A 20,602-nucleotide genomic window follows, 5' to 3' on the forward strand; every position below is an offset into this window, starting at 1 on the left:
ATGACTCAACCCCACGGCATGCTGTTTGTCGCCACCAATATCGATGCTGCAGATGAAGCGGATTTCAACCAATGGTATGACCATGAGCACGTTGAAGAGCGCGTGGCGATCGCTGGATTTCTCAGCGGCACGCGCTATCAGTCGATCGATGCCGAGCGTAAGTATCTCGGCCTGTATGAGACCGCATCGCTGGAGGCCTTTACCAGCGCCGATTATCACGCTGCCTTCACGCGCCAGACCGAATGGTCGGTGAAAAACCTCAACAAGATGATCAACCCGATGCGCCGGGTATGCGCCATCTCTCACCAGCATGGTCAAGGCAGCGGCAGCCATCTGGCGGTGCTGACGTTGCCAGCCGGTACGGATGTTGCATTGCTGGGCGACTGGCAAAGCAGCGTGCAGCACACGCCGGGCTATATCGCCTCACGTTTGCTGACGCCCGACACCACGCTGAGCTCACCGCTGCCGCGCGAAAACCGCGAAAGCCGCCCGATGCAGCCGATGCTGCTGCTGACCTGTCGCGATGCGCAGGTGTGCAAAACGCTGGCTACCGCTGCCGCCGCCATCCTCAACGCGGATGTACAACTTTATGCCCTTAGCTGGCAGTTAACGAAACAGGAGATGGCTCATGGCTAATACCGATTCGACATTGCAGCACGCCACTGGCGAGCCAGCCAGCCACACCAAAACCGGTCGCCTCGCAGCGGCCAGCTCGATTGGCACGGCGCTGGAGTGGTATGACTTTACGGTCTACAACATCATGGCGGCGCTGGTGTTTAACCATGTGTTTTTCCCGAGTTTCGATCCGCTGGTCGGCACCATTCTGGCGTTTTCCACCTATGCGGTGGGCTACGTTTCGCGTCCGGTGGGCGGCCTGATCTTCGGCCATCTTGGCGATATCGCCGGACGAAAAGTGGTGTTGATCACTACGCTGGTGATTATGGGTGTGACCACCGCGCTAATGGGCTTGCTGCCGGGCTATGCGGTGTGGGGCATCTGGAGTCCGGTGCTGCTGGTGGCGCTGCGCTTTATTCAGGGCATTGCCCTCGGCGGCGAATGGGCCGGCGCGGTGCTGCTGTCGATGGAGCACGGCGACGCGGATAAGCGCGGTCGCAATGCTTCGTTTGCCCAGGTGGGTCCATCTTGCGGTACCTTGATTGGCACCGGCTTCATCACGCTGGTGACGGTGGCTTTGAGCGGCGAGCAGTTCCAGGCATGGGGATGGCGCATTCCGTTCCTGCTAAGTTTGCTGCTGGTGATGTTTGGCCTTTGGCTGCGTCGCGGCGTTGAAGAGACACCGACCTTTGTGGCGATGCAGCAGGCAGAGAAAACCACCCATACGCCGCTGAAAGAGGTGTTTGTGCGCTATCCGCGCGAGCTGTTGATTGCCGGAGGCTCACGCATCGGTTCGGATGTGCTGTATGCGCTGGTGGTGGTTTTCACCCTGACTTACGTCACCACGGTGTTGCAGCTGCCGCGTCCGCTGGCGTTGATGGCCACCATGCTGGGCGCGATTGGTAATGCGATTACCGTACCGATGTTTGGCGCGCTCTCCGACAAGTTAGGCCGTCGGCCGGTGTATATCGCCGGTGCGCTGCTGGCCATCGTCTGGTCGTTTGTGTTCTTTGTGTTGCTCGATAGCTCGCAGCCGATTTTGATTGTGCTGGCGGTGATTGGCGGGCTGTTGATTCATGCGGTGATGTACGGACCGCAGGCGGCGTTTGTCACGGAGCAGTTCCCCAGCCATGTGCGCTATGCCGGATCGTCGCTGGCTTATACGCTGGCGGGGATTATCGGTGGCGGTTTTGCTCCGCTGATCATTACTTCGCTCTACAAAGAGATGGGTAGCACGCTGTGGGTGTCACTGTACGTCAGCCTGGCGTTACTGATTACGCTGTTCGCGCTGTGGAAAGCGAAAGAAACCGCGCATCGACCGCTCTAATCACCCGGGTTTTGTTTGGCGAGGGATTGCCAGACTTTCGCAGAGAGGAGTAATAAGGCGCGGCACGCGCGACCGAATTAATGCATTTTTTTCGCCAGGATACGAATGGCTTTCTCGCAGGCACTTTTGGTTTTGCTGTCTGTTGAGCGCAAACTCAGGCGATACAGCGCGCCAATCAGTTCCTGAACGGTAAGCGCTTCATCAGGACGGAGAATGCGTGTCACCACTCTCCCCACCAATGCGCGAATCTCTTCCGTAATGTCTGAATCTTCGTCTTTCACTTGCCCTCCGGCTTCACGCTTCGCTTATTTAGGAAGTATCCACCTCCTAATTAGACAAATTTTAGTCCAGCAGCTTCATCACCAGCTTAATTGTCGCGGGTTCATCTTTTACATCGGTGATCTTGCCTACTACGCGCATGCCAAAGGCGATACAGAGTATCAAGCCCGCTGCGCTGTCAATATCCAGATGCTGTGTGACCGATCCATCTTCCTGGCCGAGTTTCAGCAGAGAAGCGAGAAAGTTTTTATTGCGGATCACCGCTTCACTCACTAACTGCGACAGATCTTCATCCAGCACCTGCAGCTCCACCGTACTGCCCACCACCAGACAACCGGTACGGCCTTCAACCGCACGGGCAGAATCGAGATAGAACTGCAGCAGTTCAGTGAGCTTTTCGCGCCCGGTGGTGAACTGCGCTAGCCGCTGACGCAAGTCGGCATTGCGCACCGAAAGATAGCGCTCAAATACCAGCAGAAACAGGCTGCGCTTATCTTTAAAAGCCTTGTAAATGCTGCCCGCGGTTAGCCCCATCGCCTCCCCCAAATCACTCAGCGAAGCGGCATGAAAACCCTTTTGCCGAAAAACAATCATGGCTTTGTCCAGAGCCTGTTCGATATCAAATTCTCTTGGGCGGCCCCGTTCGCGGTTTTTCGTTTCTGTGGCTAACTTTTTGCTCATAGCGGATACATCAGGCAGTGCGGGTTTCCAAAAAATTGACTGAAAATCTTCTCGGCGTTCACTATATACCAGCAGAGACAAGTCTGTATACCCAGGCGAGAATAACACCTTATATCACAGAGGGTTATGCAATCACCCTACTATTCAATATCAGATATTTGAGTCAGCTCACACCGCAGCGCAGCAAACCGCAAATTCTGTGCCAGAATTAATACATCCGATGGCATGCGGCCAAACGGTGATCATTCAGTAACCGGTAACGACTAAATAGGGAGATCGACAATGAACGAAGATCGTATTAGCGGCAACTGGAAGCAGTTCAAGGGAAAAGTGAAGGAAAAATGGGGCGACCTGACTGATGATGATATGACCGTGGTCGAAGGGAAACGCGATCAGCTGGTCGGTAAAATTCAGGAACGCTATGGTTATGAAAAAGACCGCGCGGAAAAAGAAGTAAAAGAGTGGGAAGATTCCAATAAATACCGTTGGTAAACCGCTCGAACGTGCCGGACAACCCCTGTCCGGCATGCCTCAATCAGTGTTTGGTGCTGTCGTCCACCACCGCGCTTTTGGCCAACATGTTGATCACACCCTCGTCTGACTCTTCTTCATCGCATTGGCTGCTGCGGTTAACCTCTGCTAAGGCTAATCTGGCAACGCGAATACGCTCTGGCGTTCCACCCGCCTGAATCATCTTCTCTAACTGGGCGATCAGCGTAGTACGCGAAATTGCGGCATCGTGAGTGAATAACTCAATCACTGCATCACCGATCACCACGTCACTTAACTGTTTGTCATTACTGTTTTTCATGGGCTCTCTGTCACCGTCTAAACCAACCCTGGCCGGAGGATCCTGACTGCGCAGAGCATACCCAATGAGTAAAAAACATCAAATATAAAAAAGCGTCGATGCAATCGAAAATACATCATAAGAATGGCTTGCGGCGCGAGGAACGCGCCGCAAAGTGGTTGAGGTTAACCGCCTACCCGCGCCTGCAGCGCAGCAGGATAACGTTCACCGATCACCTTGATGGTTTCCAAAGCCTGCGTCAGTTTGAGTAACTCCGCAGAGGAGAGCGCAATGTCAGCGGCGCCGAGGTTTTCTTCCAGACGATGCAGCTTGGTAGTGCCCGGAATCGGCACAATCCACGGCGCCTGCGCCAGCAGCCAGGCCAGCGCGATCTGCGCCGACGTCACGCCTTTCTCCGCCGCCAGCTGCGCCACTAAGGTCACCAGTTGTTCATTGGCGGCCAGCGCTTCAGCGGCAAAGCGCGGCACTTTGCTGCGGAAATCATCCTCGCCAAAAGTGGTACCTGTTTTAATTGCACCGGTTAAAAAGCCTTTGCCTAGCGGGCTAAACGGCACGAAACCAATACCCAATTCGTTTAGCAGCGGCAGAATCTCCTGCTCCGGCTCGCGCCACCACATTGAGTATTCGCTTTGCAGCGCCGTGACCGGTTGCACGGCGTGGGCGCGACGAATGGTATTCGCACCCGCTTCTGATAAACCGAAATGTTTAACCTTGCCTTCATTGATCAGATCCTTAACCGTGCCGGCCACATCTTCAATCGGCACATTGGGATCAACACGGTGCTGATACAGCAGATCAATCACGTCAGTTTTCAGACGGCGCAGTGAACCTTCAACCGCCAGACGGATATGCTCGGGACGGCTGTTCAATATTTGCTGCTTATTATCGTCGCCAAAAGTGAAGCCAAATTTTGTGGCGATCACCACCTGGTCACGGTAAGGCTGCAAAGCTTCGCCCACGACCTCTTCATTTAAATACGGCCCGTACACTTCCGCGGTATCGAAAAAAGTCACGCCGCGCTCTACTGCCGCGTGAATTAACTTAATCGCCTGCTGCCGGTCTGTGGCCGGACCGTAGCCATGGCTGAGCCCCATGCAGCCCAGACCCAGCGCGGAAACTTCAAGTTTGGCGTTGCCGAGATAACGATTTTGCATGTGTCACTCCATTAGGTTTTAGGGTGCGTAATTACACATCGAGTTTGCGGCCGGTGAGCCACTCAACCATGGCTGGATCGCGGTGCGAGAAGAAGGCGCTGGTCGCGCTATCCAGCGCGGTAATTTGCAACATTTCGGCGTCACTGAGTGCAAAGTCCAGCACATTAATGTTTTCTGCCATGCGCGCTTTGCGTACCGATTTGGCCAGCGAAACAATGCCGCGTTGGAAGATCCAGCGCAGCACCACCTGGCCGACGCTTTTGCCATATTTTTCGCCAATCGCCGTCAGGACAGGATGCTGGAACAACCCGTTTCTGCCTTCGGCAAACGGTGCCCAGGCTTCAGGTTGAATGTTGCGGCTCTTCATCCACGGCACCGCGTGCAGTTGCTGGTTGAAGGGGTTCACTTCAACTTGATTCACCGCCGGCACCACTTTATTGAACGCGATGAGATCGGCCAGGCGATCGGGCTGGAAGTTACTGACGCCAATGGCTTTGATTTTGCCGGCTGCATGCAGCTCTTCCATGGCACGCCAGGCGCCATGCACATCGCCGTAGGGTTGGTGAATCAAATAGAGATCGACATAGTCCATCTGCAGACGATTAAGCGAACGCTCAAACTGCGCTTTGGCGCCTTCGTAGCTGGTGTCCTGTAGCCACAGCTTGGTGGTGACAAACAGCGCGTCACGTGCCACACCGCTCTGCTTAATGGCATTGCCAACCTGAGTTTCGTTTTGATATGAGGCGGCGGTATCAATCAGCCGATAGCCGGTTTCGATGGCATCAATCACCGCGCGCTCACACTCCGCGGCATCGGTCATCTGAAACACACCAAAGCCCAGCAGCGGCATCTCGAGACCGTTATTCAGTTTTATGTTTTGCATGGCGTTATCCTTTCGTTAGTTTCCGAAAGCATAACGCCTGAGGATTGTTTTGATTAGACCCAGTAATCAGCTAGGGTTTATTAACTCAATTCATGAATCAATCAACCCTGCTGGCCAGCTACTGCAGATTCTTCTGTTGGAAAAACGCGCTAACCTGGTCGGCGATTTGCACATTATTCAGATCGGAGAACGGGAAGTGCGTATTTCCTTTAATGCCAATCTCTGGCAGATGGATTACTTGCACATCGCCACCGTGTTTATTGACCACATCTCGCCACTGGCGCGCCATCGCCAGCCTTACCCGCCAACTGTCCTGCGCCGGCATGCTGCTCGCTTTATCCGGAATGTTGTCGCCATAGAAAATCAGAATCGGAATTTTGGTCAGCGCCATAAACTTGTCCAGCGCCACCGGCTCGCCTTTCAGCGTATCGAACGCGCTGGGCATCGGGGCCGGTAATTCGTTTTCGGGAAACACAAAGCCGCTGCCCGGTTCAAAGGCGACAATGGCTTTAACCTTGCTGTTTTTCATCGCGGTATACCAGCCAGGCCCGCCGCCCTGTGAATGGGTAAACAGAATGGCGGGACCGCTTTTGTCGATAACCGCAGACATCGCATCGGAGATGACGTTGACGTCAAACGGCCCCGTATTAGGGGTCATTTGGCGGAAGTATTGGTTCAGCGCCTCTTTATCCTGAGAGAACTGCACGCCTTTAAAGAAGGTGGGCCATACGCCCAGGCGGAATTGGTTAAACCACAGCTGTTCATCCGGTTTCGGCGTGACGGTGGTGGCTACCGTGCTACGACCAGCCGCACCCCGGCGCGGTTGATCAACCAGATAGGTGGCAAATCCGCGACGCAGGAAAATATTTTGAAAACCTTCGCGTCCATCCGGGGTACTTTCCCAGGTACGCGAGAACTGTCCGGCACCATGCAGCATCACGATGGGATATTTATGCGGATGTTGCGGAATCTGATAAAACACCGCGGCGTGGTCGCCATGATAGGTTTGGCCCGCTGCATCCAGCGGTTTTTTGGCATCAAATTGTCCCGGCGCTGTCACCACCGTGCCGCCCGCAGCGAAGCTGCCTTGTGCCTGAATCACTAACGGTTCGGCGTGGCTGGTAGCGATAAACCCCGCCACCAGCAAACCTACACTCCAGATTTTTACCGTTCTCTTCACACGCTGTCCCTCTTTTATGTTTGTGTATTAGCTGCCAACCGTCGCTAACCAATGGGTGACGGTCTCGGTGGTTCTTCTCTCCTGATCGCACTCCAGCACCAGCGGTTTTTCTCGTTGCGCCGCCGCAGCCAGCGTAGCGAGAATCGCTTCACTGTCGCCGATGCCGTAACCACCGTGGGTAATAAACGGAATGATGCGTTTATTACGGCAATCATGGCTGCTGAGAAACGATTGCACCACCGGCGGCACCGTGGTGCCCCAAATCGGAAAGCCCAGGTAAATCGTGTGGTAGCGATCAAAGTCCGCAACGCGGTTTTTTAACGCCGGTTTCACCTGCCGATCGCGCTGATTTTTCGCCAGCTCAACCGTTTGAAAATAGTCCTCGGGATAGGCCACTGCCGGTTCAATGGCAAAAATATCGCTTTTGAGTTGACGATGAATAACACCTGCCAGTACCCGCGTGTTGCCACTGCGGGAGAAATACGCCACCAGCGTCGCGCGGTTATTTTGCCCGGGCACGGTGTTAGCCAACGCCGGCTTAAGCACGGCAGCGGAAAACGCCGCGCCCGCCAGCGCGCTGAGTAGCACTCTGCGGTTAGCATCATGCGCATCTGACATGACTTCGCTCCTCTGACATGAAATTTATGGCGTATCTTGTGCCGCGCGCAGTGCGGCTTCCGCGCGCGCAGCGGCCTGCTCTTCCCCGCTGGCACGTAAAATTTGCGCCAGATGCTGCAGCTGCCCACGCGTTAGCCCTACTCGCAAACTGGCACGGGTATGCGATAGCAGCTGCGCTTCAATACCCGGCGTGGCGGCTAAGGCACCTACCGTCGCCAGTTCGCGGCTTTGCCAGTCAAGGTTGTCACGGGCAAAAATATCGCCAAATAGATGACTTTGCAGGAACTGGTTGATCACCGGCGCAAAATCAAACAGCGGACCTTGCACTGGCGCGCCAGAAATTTTGGTTTGGTTAGCGGTGCCTAGCTGACGCAGCGCATCCCCCACCGGAATGGGCTGCACCGGCTCTTTACCCGGTTCATCCCTAATGCCGCGCTGCTTACGCGCTTTTGTCACTTTCATCAACGCGCTCAGCGCATTGAGACTGCGCGGAAATCCGGTATAGGCATACAGCTGCACCAGAATTTCTTTGGCTTCACTGACCGTCAAGCCAGCATCCAGCCCCTGATTCAGCGCGGCATCGAGTTTTTCCATATTGCTGGTTGCCATAAATACCGCCATCAGAGGAATGGCTTGTTGTCGTGCGGAGAGGGTTTCGGGCTGATTCGATGACTCGTTCATTGCAGGTGTTACTCCCTGGTGAGTTGCAGCATAGGTTGTCAGGTTACCGGCAAAAAGCATGAGTATGGCGAAGGTGAAGGACTTAATCGGCACGGTATTGTTCATCAGTCACTTTCTCCAGCCAGCTCACACTTTTGCCATCCACTCTGCCGGTCACCGCGAGGTGCGTCATGGCACTGTTGGCACTCGCGCCGTGCCAGTGCTTGACGCCTGGCGGGCACGACACCACATCGCCAACGCGAATAGTGCGCACCGGCTGCCCCTCCTGCTGGGTTAACCCTACGCCCGAGGTGACAATCAGGCGCTGACCGGCGGGATGGGTATGCCAGGCCGATCGCGCACCCGGTTCGAAGGTGACATAAGCAGCCGAAGCATTGATCTGGTCATCCGCCACAAACAGCGGATCAACGCGTACCTGGCCGGTAAAATGTTGCGCCGGACCCGAAAGCGCCGCTTGGCTGCCGGCCGGTGTAATCTTTACTACCGGCTCGGCAGCAAAAGATGAGAATGCAAGGGGCAGTAATAGCCCCAGAAAGCCCGATTTTGCTGTCATGCAATGCGTCCTTTATTTATTGAACGTGGATGCCGCGAGGCATCGATTCTAACGAGGCGCAGATGTCGTCATGCTGACGGGTTGCTGACAATGCTGTCAGTTTTGATCGCTGCGACATCGCGAGCGGCAGCTGACAGCGGCTTACGCTCAGGCGTTAAGGCAAAGGTCAGCCCAAAGGTATTCATTCCATCTTCACTGCGCGCGAACACATCACCGCGATGCATGATGGCGACCGCGCGCACAATCGATAACCCCAGCCCGTGATGGGTGGTACTTTTGGCGCGCGCAGAGTCAACCCGATAAAAACGTTCAAACAGTCGATGCAGATGTTCGGGCGCGATGGCGGCGCCGGGATTGGTGACCGCAACCACCGCCTGACCGGCGTTTTCACTGAAGTTAACGTTAATGGTGCTGTGCGGTGCCGCATGTCGCGCACTGTTCTCCAGCAGGTTCGCCAGCGAACGGTGGAATAAGCGGCGGTCGATATGCACCCACACGTCGCCTTCGATGTGCAATTTCAACTGTTTTTCGGCGAAGGAGGGTTCAACATATTCGGCGGTTTTCACTGTCTCTGCGCGCAGGGAAACGCGCGTCAGCTGTGAGGCGTGTTCCCCGGCATGCGCATGCGACAGGAATAGCATGTCGTTGACGATAGAGGTCATGCGTTCCAGCTCTTCGAGGTTGGAGCCAAGTAGATCCTCCAACTCCGCCGGCGAGCGTCGGCGCGCTAGCCCGAGCTGCGTCTGACCAATCAAATTGGTGAGCGGCGTGCGCAATTCATGTGCCACATCAGCATTGAAACTCTCCAGCTGGCGCCAGGCAATCGCCTGGCGCTCTAGCACACCATTAAAGGCGGCAGCCAGCGGCTGCAGCTCATCCGGTAACCTGGCGGTATCCAGTCGCTGCGTATGATCGCCCGGTGCCAGCTGATGCGCCTGCTGGCTCAGTGCACCAACCGGACGCAAACCAATACGGGATACGGCATAGCCCAGTAGCGCCACGATAAATACGCCGATGGACGAAACGATCAGCAAGGTACGCGTGAAAGCATCAAGCGTACCCATGTAAGGCGTTGAGTCGATGGCCACCACGTAGCGCAACGCGGGTCGCTCACCGCGAGCCGCAAGGGTTTTGACCAGCAGGAACAGTGAGCAGGCGGCATCCGTTGCGCCTGGCACTTTATTAAACCCTTCCTGCAAGGAAGCCCAATTCACGCCCAACGGCGGCGCGCCGCCGAGGCTAAAACGCGCATCATCGCTCAAAATCCAGTAACGCACGCGTTCGCCTTCGGCGCTGGTTAAATCGGTAAATTTTCGGGCCAACGTCGCCCAGCCATCGTCTGAGGTGCGCGCCGTGATCCACGGACTCATTAAGGATTCACGAAACAGCAGTTCGTTATGCATCTGCTTTTGCAATGAGTCATGCAGTGAAGCGCGCAGCAGCAAGCCGATGGTCGACACGATCAACACAATACTCAGCACGAACATCAGTGCGAGACGTACGGAAATGGAACGTTTAATCATGGTGAGGCTCCCGCACTTCCAGCACGTAACCCATGCCGCGCACGGTGTGCAGCAGCTTAATAGTAAAAGGTGCATCAATTTTGGCGCGTAACCGCTTAATGGCCACCTCCACCACATTGGCATCGCTGTCGAAATTCATGTCCCACACCTGCTCGGCGATCATCATTTTCGACAATATTTCCCCCTGATGCCGCGCCAGCAGGCTGAGCAGCGCGAACTCTTTAGCCGTCAGCTCAAGCCGATTGCCGTGGCGAAACACTCGCCGGGCCAGCAGATCGAGATGCAGGTCATGGATTTGCAGTTGCGTGATGTCGGCGCCATCGCTGCTGCGACGGCGCACCAGCGCCTGAATGCGCGCCACCAGCTCAATCAGCGAAAAGGGTTTGGGCAGATAATCATCCGCCCCCAGCCGCAGCCCTTTTACCCGCTCATCCACCGAGCCGCGCGCCGAGAGCATCAGCACCGGCGTCTGTTTGCTGCTACGAATCCCTTCAAGCACGCGGTAACCGTCGATGCCCGGCAGCATCACATCAAGAATCACCGCGTCATAATCGAACTCCAGCGCAAAGTGCAGGCCCTCTGCGCCGTCGGCTGAGACATCAACGGTAAAACCCGATTCACCCAACGCCCGGCTCAGGTAAGTGGAGGTCTTCTCTTCGTCTTCAACCAACAATATGCGCATCGCGGAGGCTTCCTTATATAAACCTTTGAACGGTATTTTGCCGGCAGCTTACCAACAGTAACCTGACAATTTGCTGACAACGCTGTCAGCCAACGCACCGGTGAAACTGACAGGGTTGTTATCTTCTGGTCATGATGCTGACAGCCTGGGCGCCTTAAGCTCACCCGACGATATCACTCTCGCGAGCCCACTTTGCAGGCCGCGACTTTTCTCCGGGAGCGAAGATGAAACTCACTGCTATCCATGCCTTGCTGATCGCGGCAATGTCCGTAAGTGCACAGGGCGCTAACGACCCACAGAACCCTTTCACCCTGGTTTATCACGGCGCCATCACGCAAAACGTGGCGGGCAAGGTCAACATCCATCCGGTGAAGTATGATCTGCACGGGCTGCAAATCGCTGCCAACGTCTATACACCCGCCAATTTCGACCCGGCGAAACACTATCCGGCCATCGTGGTCGCTCATCCTAACGGCGGTGTGAAAGAGCAAGTTGCCGGCCTCTACGCGCAGCGTCTTGCCGAGCACGGTTACATCACCATCACCGCCGATGCCGCCTATCAAGGTGCCAGTGGCGGCATGCCGCGCAGCGTAGATAAACCGGCTAACCGTATCGAAGATATTCACGGCATGGCGGATTACCTGAGTCGCTATCCCGGCGTGGATGCGAAACGCATCGGTTTACTGGGTATCTGCGGTGGCGGCGGCTATGCCCTCAAAGCCGCGCAGACCGATAAACGTTTTAAAGCGTTGGCCACCCTGAGCATGTTTGATTCCGGCCAGGTGCGGCGTAACGGCTATCAGGATTCACAGCTCGCGACGATTCAGGATCGCCTGCGGGCAGCAACCGAGGCACGCAGCAAAGAAGCCACCACCGGTGAAGTCACCTACTCCGGCGATGCCAATCTGACAGATGAGCAGATCGCTAAACTGCCGTTCGATCTCTATCGCCAGGGCTACGAGTACTACTGGAAAACCCATGCACATCCGAATTCAACCTTCCGCTACACCACCAGCAGCCTGCTGGAATTGATGCGCTTCGACGCTCAAAGCAACATGGACCTGATTAATCAGCCGTTGCTGATGATGGCGGGCAGCAAAGCTGATTCGCTGTACATGACGCAAAGTGCGTTTAGCAAAGCCACCGGCACCACCAACAAAAAGCTGTATCTGATTGAAGGCGCAACGCATATCGAGACGTATTGGGTACCGCGTTATGTCGATCAGGCGATGGGCCAACTCGATCCGTTCTTCGACCAAAACATTTAACCGTGAGATTTTACCGTGGCGGCGCTGAGCGCCATCACCGCGCTTGCCACGGTAAACAGCGCGATAATCCACGCCATGGTCCAGGGCGTGCCATCGCTGAGTAGCGCCAGCAGCAACGACGAGATAATGCCGCTGCCGTATTGCAGCGAGCCGATGAGCGCTGAGGCGGAACCCGCCATATTGGGCACGGTATCCATGGCGGCCGCCGTGGAAGTTGCCGCGATAATGCCGTTCATCGAGAAGAACACAAACACCGGCAGAATAATCATCAGGATGCCGCCGAAGTCCAGTTTGGCGCTCAGCGCCAAAATTAACGCAGCGAGGGTGGCGGTGGTCACCGCCATTTTGAGCAGGGATTCCAGCGGATAGCGGTGCACCAAACGTCGGTTCACCATGCTTACCGCCATTAACCCCACCACATTCAGCGCGAACAGCCAGCCATAATGCTGCGCATCAATGCCGAAATAGGTGATGTAGACAAACGGCGAGCCGGTAATAAAGGCGTAAGCCGCCACGTAGTAGAACGCCACGCACAGCGTAAAGCGCATGAAATGGCGGTTTTTCAGCAGGGCAAGATAGTTGCTAAACGCCCCGGTGAGCGACGCCTTTATCCGCTTGTCCGCCGGTAAGGTTTCGGGCAACCAGCACATCAGTATCAACATGACGCAGCCGATGGCCGCCAGCAGCCAAAAAATCGTGTGCCACGAGGTGACTTTGATCATCTGCCCGCCCAGCAGCGGCCCGGCAATCGGTGCAATCGCCATCACCACCATCAGCGTGGAAAGCATCTGCGCAGCGCGGGTGCGGGCAAAGAGATCGCGGATCATCGCGCGTGCCAGCATCGGCCCGGTACAGGCACCCAGCGCCTGAAACACCCGCCAGAACACAATCTGCGTGATGTCGCTGGAGAGTGCGCAGCCGACAGAACCCATCACAAATAGCACCAACCCGATAAACAGCGGCACTTTGCGGCCAAAATGGTCGCTGAGCGGTCCCCAGATGAGCTGGGCAATACAGAAGCCGATGAGAAATCCGGTAATGGTCAGCTCAGCGTCGCCGTGCAGCTCTTGCGCCATCAGCGGCATGGCGGGCAGATAGATATCGGTGGATAACGAGGTGATCGCCATCAACGCACTGAGAATGAGGATAAAGGGCAAACCGCTTGATTTGACGGTGAAGGATTGCGAACGCGTTGAGGCGTGATCCATGTTGAATTCCAGAGAGATCGAATTCGCCCATAGTAGCGGATGGGATAGTGAAGATAATGGCCTGAAAGAGGATTGACTCTATGAGTAGGATTCATTAATTAGCGGTCGCCATAAATGGATAGTGCTGCTGTCCCCCTCCTCGGTCCGTACTGGCTGTCCCCCATCCCGGCCTTCCCCCACAGGTGGGGGAAGGAGACGCAGCCACGTGCAGCTACAGAACTCACATATAGCAGCATCTTACTCCCCCACAACTGGGGGAAGGAGACGCAGCCACGTGCAGCTACAGAACTCACATATAGCAGCATCTTCCTCCCCCACTTGTGGGGGAGGACCGAGGAGGGGGACAGCCAGCACGGACAGGAGGGGACAGCCAGCACATTTTGACTAAAGCCACCACTCAACCCAACGTCAACTTCCTTTGCGGATGCGACGCGGGCAGCCGGCTCTCTTTGCCGAAAATCTTCTCGCGCAGCGTGCCTGGCTTATACGCCGTCTGCGCCAGACCGCGCTTCTGCAGCACCGGCACCACATGCTCGACCCACTCATCCCACCAGCCGAGCGTGGTGACGGGTACCACGTTAAAGCCATCAACACCGGCATCCGCAAATTGCTGCACGCGATCGGCAATCTGCTCGGGCGTACCGGCAAAACGGCCCGGCAGCAACGCGTGTTGGATCAGGTATTCACGCCACGTCAGTACGCGGCCCTGGCCGTAATCCGCATCTACCGCGATACGGAATTTCGAGCGCATATGCTGGCTGAACGCCTCGCGACGGCTGAGCTCAGTCAGCGGCGTGTCGGGATCGATATTGGCCAGATCGATGCCGGAACCGCCGCTGTAGAACCCTTGCAGCGCGTTGATATCGATGTTGTCGAACAGATATTGCTGCTTGCGCTTCGCCTCCTCCTCGGTGGATCCGATTACGGTTGACAGCATCACCAGCTTTTTCAAATCTTCCGGTTGGCGACCGTAATCCACCACATCCTGATTCAGGATGGCGATATCTTTGCGCGCGGTATCCGGCGTTTGTGACGGCAGGAAAGTAACTTCGGCATTGCGTGCGGCAAAGCGGCGTCCAGCGTCGGAGTTGCCGGCCTGGAAGAACACCGGGCTGCGCTGCGGCGACGGCTCAACAATATGCGGCCCCTCCACGCGATAGCGCTTACCGACGTGGTTAATTTTGTGAATCTTATCGGCATCGAAAAAGCGATTAGTGGCGGGATCGTGCAGCACCGCGCCCTCTTCCCACGACAGCTCCCACAGTTTGTACGCCACATCCAGATACTCTTGCGCCCACTCGTAGCGCTCGTCGTGCGACACAATGTCTTGATAGCCGTAGTTGCGGAAGCCGTTGGAGAGATACGAAGTGACGATATTCCAGCCAATACGCCCGCGGGTAAACTCATCCAGCGAGGAGATCTGGCGCGCAAACGAGAACGGATGCGCCTGAATCACGTTGCTGGTCACCACCAGTCCCAGGTTCTCCGTGGCCAGCCCCAGCGCTGAGAGGATGGTGATTGGATCGGGTTCGGGGAACTGCGTGCCAGCGCTGATGGTGGTTTTGCCATCGCCATACTCGATGTCATACACCCCCACCACATCGGCAATGAACAAGGTATCAAACAGCCCTTTCTCCAGGGTTTTCACCGTCTTCACGTAGGCATCAAGCTGGTTGTACCCGTACTGCACCTGGCCTTCCGGCGTGCGCCAGTAGCCGTGGCTGTGGTGATTGGGCGTGAGGTGCAAAAATCCGTTATAAATCAGTTCGCGTGACATGTTCGCTCCAATAGCAAAGTTAGGCGACTTCCCGCGCGGCCAGACGTGGCAGCAAGGCAAGTAACTTCTGGGTATAGGGATGGCGCGGGCGATAGAACACCTCATCGGCGGCGCCCTGCTCGACGGCCAGGCCGTTTTGCATCACCAGCACGCGATCGCTCATGTGATGAATGACGCCGAGGTCGTGCGAGATAAACAGATAGCTGACGCCAAGCTGCGCCTGCAGATCGCTAAGCAGATCAAGAATCTGCGCCTGAATGGTGACGTCCAACGCCGAGACCGCCTCATCCAGCACGATGACCTGCGGATGGGTGGCGATGGCGCGGGCAATCGCCACGCGCTGACGCTGGCCGCCCGACATGCGCGCCGGCCATTGGTTAAGATGTTCCGCGCCGAGTCCAACTGATTGCAGCAGGCTGATGGCGCGGTCACGCGGGGCGTGCGTTGCCGGATGCTGATCTAAGGCAATCGCGTCCAGCAGGATGTCGGCTACCCGCCAGCGCGGGTCGAAAGATGACAGCGGATCCTGATACACCACGGCAATCTGGCGGCGAATCGCACGCTGAGCGGCGGCGGACGCGTGGCTCCACGGCTGGCCAGCAAACCGCACCTCGCCGCTGTCCGGCGTTTCCAGCGCCAGTGCGATGCGTGACAAGGTGGTTTTGCCAGAACCCGATTCACCCACAACGCCCAGCGTTTCGCCGCGTCGCAGCGTAAACGAAACATCGGCTACCGCGCTGTGCCCGCGAAAACGCTTCACGATATGGCGCGCTTCCAGCAGCACTTCCGCCGATTTCGCCACCACTGGCGCCGGTGCGCCGGGGGCGCTGCCGGAAAGGCGCTGCCCTTTGGTGTGCTCGCTGGGAATGGCGTTGATCAAACCCTGGGTATACGGATGTTGCGGCTGCTGCAGCACCTGCTGCGCGGCGCCCGCTTCCACAATCGCACCGCCCTGCATCACCAGAATCTGATCGGCGACTTTTGCCACCACCGCCAGATCGTGACTGATCAGAATCACGCTGGTGCCGCGATCCAGCATCTGCCGCAGCACCTCCAGCACCTGCGCTTGCACCGTCACATCCAGCGCGGTAGTTGGTTCATCGGCGATTAGGACCTGCGGATGCAACGCAATCGCCGAGGCGATCAGCGCGCGCTGGCGCAGGCCGCCCGACAACTCGCCCGGTCGCTGGCTGGCGCGATACGCCGCCTGCGGCACGCCGACCTCTTCCAGCAGCGCGTGCACTTTCTGCTGACGGCTGGCGGCGTTACCCCAGCCGTGCAGCGCCAGCGCTTCGGCAATCTCTTTACCCACCGGCCGCAGCGGATCGAGTGACACCAGCGCATCCTGCAAAATAAAACCGACTTTGCTGCCGCGCACGCGTCGCCACCAGCCGTCGCTGCGCCCAAGTAGCGTCTCACCATTGAGGTTCAGCGTGTCGGCCTGCACCTGCAGCTGATCGCCCGCTAATCCCACCAGCGCGCGCGCCGTGACGCTTTTTCCTGAACCTGATTCACCGACCAGCGCCAGACATTGGCCCCGTTGCAGCGCAAAGCTAACGTTCTTCACAATATGGCGCGGCGCGCTGTTCTCAGCGCGCGCCCAGATATTCAGATCACGGACTTCAATCACGTTATGGCTCATTAGCGCTTCTCTCCTTCAGCTCGCTGCTGGATGTAGCGGCCAATTTGCGTAAACGACAGCGCCACCAGCACAATCGCAATGCCCGGCAACACTTCCAGCCACCACGCCACGGTGACATTAATTTTTCCGGCTTCGAGCAGCGCGCCCCACTCCGGCGACGGCGGCACCACGCCTAAACCGAGAAACGACAAGCCGGATGCCCACACCACCGATTGTCCGATGCCCAGCGCCACCAGCGAGAACAGCGGTCGGAACACGTTGGGCGCGATGTGCTGGAGAAACAGCCGATGCCACGGATGACCAAGCGCACGCGCCGCTTCGACGTAGCCGGATTGCTTCACCTGCAGCGCCTGCGCCCGCACTAAACGCGCATAGCCCGGCGCGGTGCCAATGCCCACCGAGATCAGCAAACTGCTGGCGGACGGCCCCAGCAAAGCGACAAACAGCAGCGCCAGCAGCAGCGTGGGAAACGCCAGCAAAATCTCCAGCAGGCGATTCACCGGCTCGGCCAGCCAGCGCGGACCGAGCGCGGCGCTGAAGCCCAACACAATGGCGCCGAACAGCGCGATGGCCATGGCGCCGATACCAATCAGCAACGACTGGCGCGTGCCCCAGATAATGCGGCTATACAGATCGCGGCCAATATCATCGGTGCCGAGCCAGTTGGTCCACGAAGGCGCTTGCAGCGCTCGATAGAGATCGGTGGCGAACGGATCGTGCGTCGCCAACACGCCGGGCACCGCCGCTGCGAGAATAAAGAACAGCGCCACAACGGCGGAAAGCAGCACCGAAAGCGGCAGTTGCCAGCGGGCGCGTTGTGTCTGCGCGCCAGCATATGCGGTGAGATGAGTCGTCATACACGACCTCGCAGACGGGGATCGACGAGCAGGTAAATCAGGTCAACCACCAGGTTAATCACGATGTAGAGGAAACTGATAAGAATCACGATGCCGGAGACCAGCGCGAAGTCCTTGTTACTGACCGCATTAACCAGCACGTTGCCGAGTCCCGGGCGGGCAAACACCGCTTCTACCAGCACCGCACCCGACAGCAGGTTGCCAATCGCCCAGCCGCTTAAGGTGATGGCGGGAATCAGCGCGTGGCGCAACACGTGACGCCATCGCACGCCCGCCAGGCTCATGCCGCGCGCCCGCGCCGACAGCACAAACGGTTGCTGCATGCTGCGCTCAAACTCGTCGCGAATCGCGTGACCAAGAAAGCCCGCCAATGGAATCGCCAGCGTGATCGCCGGAAGCACCGTACCCAGCAGGCTGGTGCCGCCCACCACCGGGAACCAGCGTAACCCGATGGCGAAGACAATCAGCAGCAGGATGCCAATCCAGTACTGCGGCAATCCGGCCATGATGGTTTCCAGCGCCGAGCCAAACGCCGCCAGACGACGATGGCGCCCGGCGGTAAGCAGCGTCCACGGAATGGCGATCATCCATGCCAGCAGCAGCGCGGCTATCGCCAGCGTAAAGGTCGGCAGCAGCTGCTCGGCGATGATGTACACCACCGGGCGCTGCAACTCGAATGAGAAACCAAAATCGGCGTGCAGCAGCTGCCAGAAATAGTGCAGATACTGCTCAGCGATCGGCTTATCGAAACCGTACTGCGCGTTGATGGGCGCCAGCTCCGCCGGGGTGCGTTCAATCACCTGCCCGGAGGTGATATTCAGCAGGATGGTGGCGCGATCGCCCGGTAGCACCGACAGCACCAAAAAGGTCACGGTGATGGTGCCCCACAATACAAACAGCGCCGAGGCGATGCGCACGCTTACGCTGCGCAACAGTGTCACGCTGCGGCTGCGCGCTGCGGCCCGATCCTCAACCCGGCTAGCGCTGCTCTGCGGCGCGGACGTTAATTCACTCATGGCTTCTCCTGCACGAAGTACGCATCGTTAAAGTTCAGCAATCCGTTGCCCTGATCCTGCCAAAGCCCGCGGATGTTATGGGCGATGGCGACGTTGTAGGTGAAGTTGTAGCCGCCGATGGCAATCGCCTGATCGTCAAACCACTTTTGCAGCACGTCGAACTTCTGCTGGCGCAGCTGGGGATTGGGCTCGCGCTGCGCATCAAGGATTTGCGCTTCCACCTCGGGATTGTTGAAAAAGCTGGTGTTATTGCCGTTGAACGCGCCGTTCAGCGCATGGTTGTAGACGATGTCGAGGATATTGGGCGATGGCCACACCCAGTAGCCAAAGCTGATTTCCTTATCCGCCGGACGCGAACGCGCACCGGCAAAGCCTTCGGTTTGCGTCAGCGGAATCAGATCCAGCTTGATGCCGACGCGCTTGACCTGATCCTGCACCGCCTGCAGCATCAGCGCGCCCTCCTGATCGATAATCGCCTGGATAAATGGCAAACGGGCATCCAGCGTTTGACCGTCTTTGGTGCGATAACCGGCGGCATCGCGCCCGGTCCAGCCCGCTTGATCCAGCAGCTGATTGGCTTTAGCGATGTTCAGCGAGTAGCGATCGTCAACATTCAGATAGAGCGGCGTGCTTTTACTCAGCGAGCCGTTGCCCTCATACGGCACCGCGCCTTTAAATACGGTTTTGACGATCTGCTTGCGGTCCAGCGCGTAGGCAAATGCCTGACGCACGCGCCGATCGGTGAACGGACCGCGCTGCACATTAAAGGAGAAGGCCTGCGGCCGCCCGGTGGCGACATACGACAGGGTTTGATATTGGCGCTGCAGTGCCTGCCACTGCGCCGACGGCGGCTGATAGATTACATCCGCACCGCCGCTGACCAGCGCGCCCCAGCGCGTGGTGGCATCCGGCACAAATTTCCACTCCAGATGTTTGATATAGGCCGGGCCGTTGTGGTGCGCATTCGGCGGCGCCCAGCGATAATCATCGTTGCGCACAAAGCTGATACCCTCGCCGCGTACCCAGCGCGCCACTTTCCAGGGGCCGGTGCCCACCGGGCGTAAACACTTCTGTTCGCTGCTGTTATGCGCCAGCGAATCTGGCGATTGAAAACCATAATGACCATTTGCCAGCACATTATATATTTCCGGATTGGGCTCAGATAAATGCAGCGCCACGGTATAATCATCGACTTTGGTAAATCCGGTCATATAAGTGAATCCGTGCCAGCCAATTCCTTTTTGCCACGCTGGATAATTCGCTATCACCGCATCGGCATTAAATATATCGCCATCGGTAAATTTCACGTCATGACGTAAATGAAAAGTAATAGTTTTACGATCGGCGGATTCACTCCAGTTGGAAGCCAGCCACGGCCGAATTTGTCCGTTGTCATAACTGACTAAATAATCAAATACCTGACGCGACAAATACGCTTGCTGCACCCATCCGCCCCACAAGCAAGGCGGCTCCTGCTCGTGCAGATAGACTAATGTACCGTCGCTGCTGGTCGGTGCCGAGGTCGCGGCGTTGGCGTTATGCAGCAGCACCGCACCGCTGAGTGCCGCCATTATTGGAATGATTAATCGCTGAATGGGCTTTGAGATCATTTTGCTACCGTTTCCCTAATGCAAGCCAATCATCACTTTCCCCGCGGACCTATTCCGCGTGAAATGATATTATCTGGAAATTTAATGGGTGTTTTTTGGAATAGCGTTTGAATAGAGCACAGATAATCAGCACGGCAAATAACAATATCGGCAGTGAATATGCGAAAGCGGATTTATTGTTCCACATAGTGAAATAGCGTTTTGATAGCTAGCCAGTGAAATAGCTTAGTGAGAAAA

21 protein-coding genes are annotated in these 20,602 nt (G+C 57.0%); 4 read left to right on the forward strand and 17 right to left on the reverse strand.

Features of this window, described 5'->3' with window-relative positions:
* Complete coding sequence (locus tag WH298_RS01200) at positions 1-636, forward strand: DUF4286 family protein (RefSeq protein WP_180821991.1); 636 nt, start codon at positions 1-3, stop codon at positions 634-636.
* A complete protein-coding gene (locus tag WH298_RS01205) occupies positions 629-1,942 on the forward strand; it encodes an MFS transporter (protein WP_180821992.1) in 1,314 nt (437 codons plus the stop codon). The genes WH298_RS01200 and WH298_RS01205 overlap by 8 nt, the downstream gene beginning before the upstream one ends.
* Before the next feature lie 77 nt (positions 1,943-2,019).
* Here WH298_RS01205 and WH298_RS01210 read toward each other — a convergent pair whose 3' ends face one another.
* Together WH298_RS01210 and WH298_RS01215 are read right to left on the reverse strand one after the other, a co-directional pair.
* Positions 2,020-2,223 carry a hypothetical protein gene (locus WH298_RS01210; protein WP_007892927.1) on the reverse strand — a complete coding sequence of 68 codons (204 nt, stop codon included), beginning with the start codon at positions 2,221-2,223 and terminating at the stop codon, positions 2,020-2,022.
* 61 nt (positions 2,224-2,284) lie between these two features.
* Complete coding sequence (locus tag WH298_RS01215) at positions 2,285-2,902, reverse strand: TetR/AcrR family transcriptional regulator (RefSeq protein WP_049852040.1); 618 nt, start codon at positions 2,900-2,902, stop codon at positions 2,285-2,287.
* Positions 2,903-3,184: 282 nt separating this feature from the next.
* Between WH298_RS01215 and WH298_RS01220 the strand changes: the two genes are divergently transcribed.
* A complete protein-coding gene (locus WH298_RS01220) occupies positions 3,185-3,394 on the forward strand; it encodes a CsbD family protein (protein ID WP_007892931.1) in 210 nt (69 codons plus the stop codon).
* A gap of 43 nt (positions 3,395-3,437) precedes the next feature.
* On the opposite strand, the gene WH298_RS01225 is transcribed toward WH298_RS01220, so the two are convergent.
* The 9 genes from WH298_RS01225 to WH298_RS01265 form a co-directional block, all read right to left on the reverse strand.
* Positions 3,438-3,713, reverse strand: a complete 276-nt coding sequence (locus WH298_RS01225; RefSeq protein ID WP_180821993.1) for a hypothetical protein — start codon at positions 3,711-3,713, stop codon at positions 3,438-3,440.
* A 164-nt stretch (positions 3,714-3,877) separates the two neighbouring features.
* The gene (locus WH298_RS01230; protein WP_180821994.1) at positions 3,878-4,867 is read right to left on the reverse strand and encodes an aldo/keto reductase; all 990 of its coding nucleotides are present in this window, start codon (positions 4,865-4,867) and stop codon (positions 3,878-3,880) included.
* Positions 4,868-4,898: 31 nt separating this feature from the next.
* Complete coding sequence (locus WH298_RS01235) at positions 4,899-5,750, reverse strand: aldo/keto reductase (RefSeq protein ID WP_180821995.1); 852 nt, start codon at positions 5,748-5,750, stop codon at positions 4,899-4,901.
* Positions 5,751-5,868: 118 nt separating this feature from the next.
* Entirely contained in the window at positions 5,869-6,912 is a 1,044-nt protein-coding gene (locus WH298_RS01240) for an alpha/beta hydrolase (protein WP_339541591.1), read from the reverse strand.
* Between the two features lie 45 nt (positions 6,913-6,957).
* Entirely contained in the window at positions 6,958-7,548 is a 591-nt protein-coding gene (locus WH298_RS01245; protein ID WP_049852035.1) for a flavodoxin, read from the reverse strand.
* A 24-nt stretch (positions 7,549-7,572) separates the two neighbouring features.
* The gene (locus WH298_RS01250; RefSeq protein ID WP_180821997.1) at positions 7,573-8,334 is read right to left on the reverse strand and encodes a carboxymuconolactone decarboxylase family protein; all 762 of its coding nucleotides are present in this window, start codon (positions 8,332-8,334) and stop codon (positions 7,573-7,575) included.
* The gene (locus tag WH298_RS01255; protein WP_180821998.1) at positions 8,312-8,782 is read right to left on the reverse strand and encodes a (R)-mandelonitrile lyase; all 471 of its coding nucleotides are present in this window, start codon (positions 8,780-8,782) and stop codon (positions 8,312-8,314) included. Before WH298_RS01255 ends, WH298_RS01250 begins: the two co-directional genes overlap by 23 nt.
* Positions 8,783-8,850: 68 nt before the next feature.
* Positions 8,851-10,305, reverse strand: coding sequence for a heavy metal sensor histidine kinase (locus WH298_RS01260; RefSeq protein WP_180821999.1), 1,455 nt, complete (start codon positions 10,303-10,305; stop codon positions 8,851-8,853).
* A complete protein-coding gene (locus tag WH298_RS01265; protein WP_049852031.1) occupies positions 10,298-10,987 on the reverse strand; it encodes a heavy metal response regulator transcription factor in 690 nt (229 codons plus the stop codon). Before WH298_RS01265 ends, WH298_RS01260 begins: the two co-directional genes overlap by 8 nt.
* A 224-nt stretch (positions 10,988-11,211) precedes the next feature.
* Here WH298_RS01265 and WH298_RS01270 point away from each other — a divergent pair, with 224 nt between their 5' ends.
* Complete coding sequence (locus WH298_RS01270; RefSeq protein ID WP_180822000.1) at positions 11,212-12,255, forward strand: alpha/beta hydrolase; 1,044 nt, start codon at positions 11,212-11,214, stop codon at positions 12,253-12,255.
* Here WH298_RS01270 and WH298_RS01275 read toward each other — a convergent pair.
* From WH298_RS01275 to WH298_RS01300, 6 genes are all read right to left on the reverse strand, one after another.
* Positions 12,252-13,463: a multidrug effflux MFS transporter gene (locus tag WH298_RS01275; protein ID WP_180822001.1), complete on the reverse strand. Its 1,212-nt coding sequence runs from the start codon at positions 13,461-13,463 to the stop codon at positions 12,252-12,254. The genes WH298_RS01270 and WH298_RS01275 overlap by 4 nt on opposite strands.
* A gap of 397 nt (positions 13,464-13,860) precedes the next feature.
* A complete protein-coding gene (locus tag WH298_RS01280; protein WP_180822002.1) occupies positions 13,861-15,240 on the reverse strand; it encodes an NtaA/DmoA family FMN-dependent monooxygenase in 1,380 nt (459 codons plus the stop codon).
* Positions 15,241-15,259: 19 nt separating this feature from the next.
* Complete coding sequence (locus WH298_RS01285; RefSeq protein WP_180822003.1) at positions 15,260-16,882, reverse strand: dipeptide ABC transporter ATP-binding protein; 1,623 nt, start codon at positions 16,880-16,882, stop codon at positions 15,260-15,262.
* The gene (locus tag WH298_RS01290; protein ID WP_049852025.1) at positions 16,882-17,739 is read right to left on the reverse strand and encodes an ABC transporter permease; all 858 of its coding nucleotides are present in this window, start codon (positions 17,737-17,739) and stop codon (positions 16,882-16,884) included. The genes WH298_RS01285 and WH298_RS01290 overlap by 1 nt, the downstream gene beginning before the upstream one ends.
* Positions 17,736-18,755, reverse strand: a complete 1,020-nt coding sequence (locus WH298_RS01295; RefSeq protein WP_180822004.1) for an ABC transporter permease — start codon at positions 18,753-18,755, stop codon at positions 17,736-17,738. The genes WH298_RS01290 and WH298_RS01295 overlap by 4 nt, the downstream gene beginning before the upstream one ends.
* Positions 18,752-20,365: an ABC transporter substrate-binding protein gene (locus tag WH298_RS01300; RefSeq protein ID WP_180822005.1), complete on the reverse strand. Its 1,614-nt coding sequence runs from the start codon at positions 20,363-20,365 to the stop codon at positions 18,752-18,754. The genes WH298_RS01295 and WH298_RS01300 overlap by 4 nt, the downstream gene beginning before the upstream one ends.
* Positions 20,366-20,602 lie beyond the last annotated feature (237 nt).

Origin of the sequence: Pantoea nemavictus (assembly GCF_037479095.1) — a bacterium.
Lineage (GTDB): Bacteria > Pseudomonadota > Gammaproteobacteria > Enterobacterales > Enterobacteriaceae > Pantoea > Pantoea nemavictus.

Coding starts and splice junctions, on each gene's coding strand:
- WH298_RS01300 (WP_180822005.1), bottom strand. CDS start 20,365: ATGATCTCAAAGCCCATTCAGCGATTAATCATTCCAATAATGGCGGCA.
- WH298_RS01230 (WP_180821994.1), bottom strand. CDS start 4,867: ATGCAAAATCGTTATCTCGGCAACGCCAAACTTGAAGTTTCCGCGCTG.
- WH298_RS01290 (WP_049852025.1), bottom strand. CDS start 17,739: ATGACGACTCATCTCACCGCATATGCTGGCGCGCAGACACAACGCGCC.
- WH298_RS01275 (WP_180822001.1), bottom strand. CDS start 13,463: ATGGATCACGCCTCAACGCGTTCGCAATCCTTCACCGTCAAATCAAGC.
- WH298_RS01225 (WP_180821993.1), bottom strand. CDS start 3,713: ATGAAAAACAGTAATGACAAACAGTTAAGTGACGTGGTGATCGGTGAT.
- WH298_RS01265 (WP_049852031.1), bottom strand. CDS start 10,987: ATGCGCATATTGTTGGTTGAAGACGAAGAGAAGACCTCCACTTACCTG.
- WH298_RS01270 (WP_180822000.1), top strand. CDS start 11,212: ATGAAACTCACTGCTATCCATGCCTTGCTGATCGCGGCAATGTCCGTA.
- WH298_RS01260 (WP_180821999.1), bottom strand. CDS start 10,305: ATGATTAAACGTTCCATTTCCGTACGTCTCGCACTGATGTTCGTGCTG.
- WH298_RS01255 (WP_180821998.1), bottom strand. CDS start 8,782: ATGACAGCAAAATCGGGCTTTCTGGGGCTATTACTGCCCCTTGCATTC.
- WH298_RS01285 (WP_180822003.1), bottom strand. CDS start 16,882: ATGAGCCATAACGTGATTGAAGTCCGTGATCTGAATATCTGGGCGCGC.
- WH298_RS01205 (WP_180821992.1), top strand. CDS start 629: ATGGCTAATACCGATTCGACATTGCAGCACGCCACTGGCGAGCCAGCC.
- WH298_RS01250 (WP_180821997.1), bottom strand. CDS start 8,334: ATGAACAATACCGTGCCGATTAAGTCCTTCACCTTCGCCATACTCATG.
- WH298_RS01200 (WP_180821991.1), top strand. CDS start 1: ATGACTCAACCCCACGGCATGCTGTTTGTCGCCACCAATATCGATGCT.
- WH298_RS01220 (WP_007892931.1), top strand. CDS start 3,185: ATGAACGAAGATCGTATTAGCGGCAACTGGAAGCAGTTCAAGGGAAAA.
- WH298_RS01215 (WP_049852040.1), bottom strand. CDS start 2,902: ATGAGCAAAAAGTTAGCCACAGAAACGAAAAACCGCGAACGGGGCCGC.
- WH298_RS01235 (WP_180821995.1), bottom strand. CDS start 5,750: ATGCAAAACATAAAACTGAATAACGGTCTCGAGATGCCGCTGCTGGGC.
- WH298_RS01280 (WP_180822002.1), bottom strand. CDS start 15,240: ATGTCACGCGAACTGATTTATAACGGATTTTTGCACCTCACGCCCAAT.
- WH298_RS01245 (WP_049852035.1), bottom strand. CDS start 7,548: ATGTCAGATGCGCATGATGCTAACCGCAGAGTGCTACTCAGCGCGCTG.
- WH298_RS01295 (WP_180822004.1), bottom strand. CDS start 18,755: ATGAGTGAATTAACGTCCGCGCCGCAGAGCAGCGCTAGCCGGGTTGAG.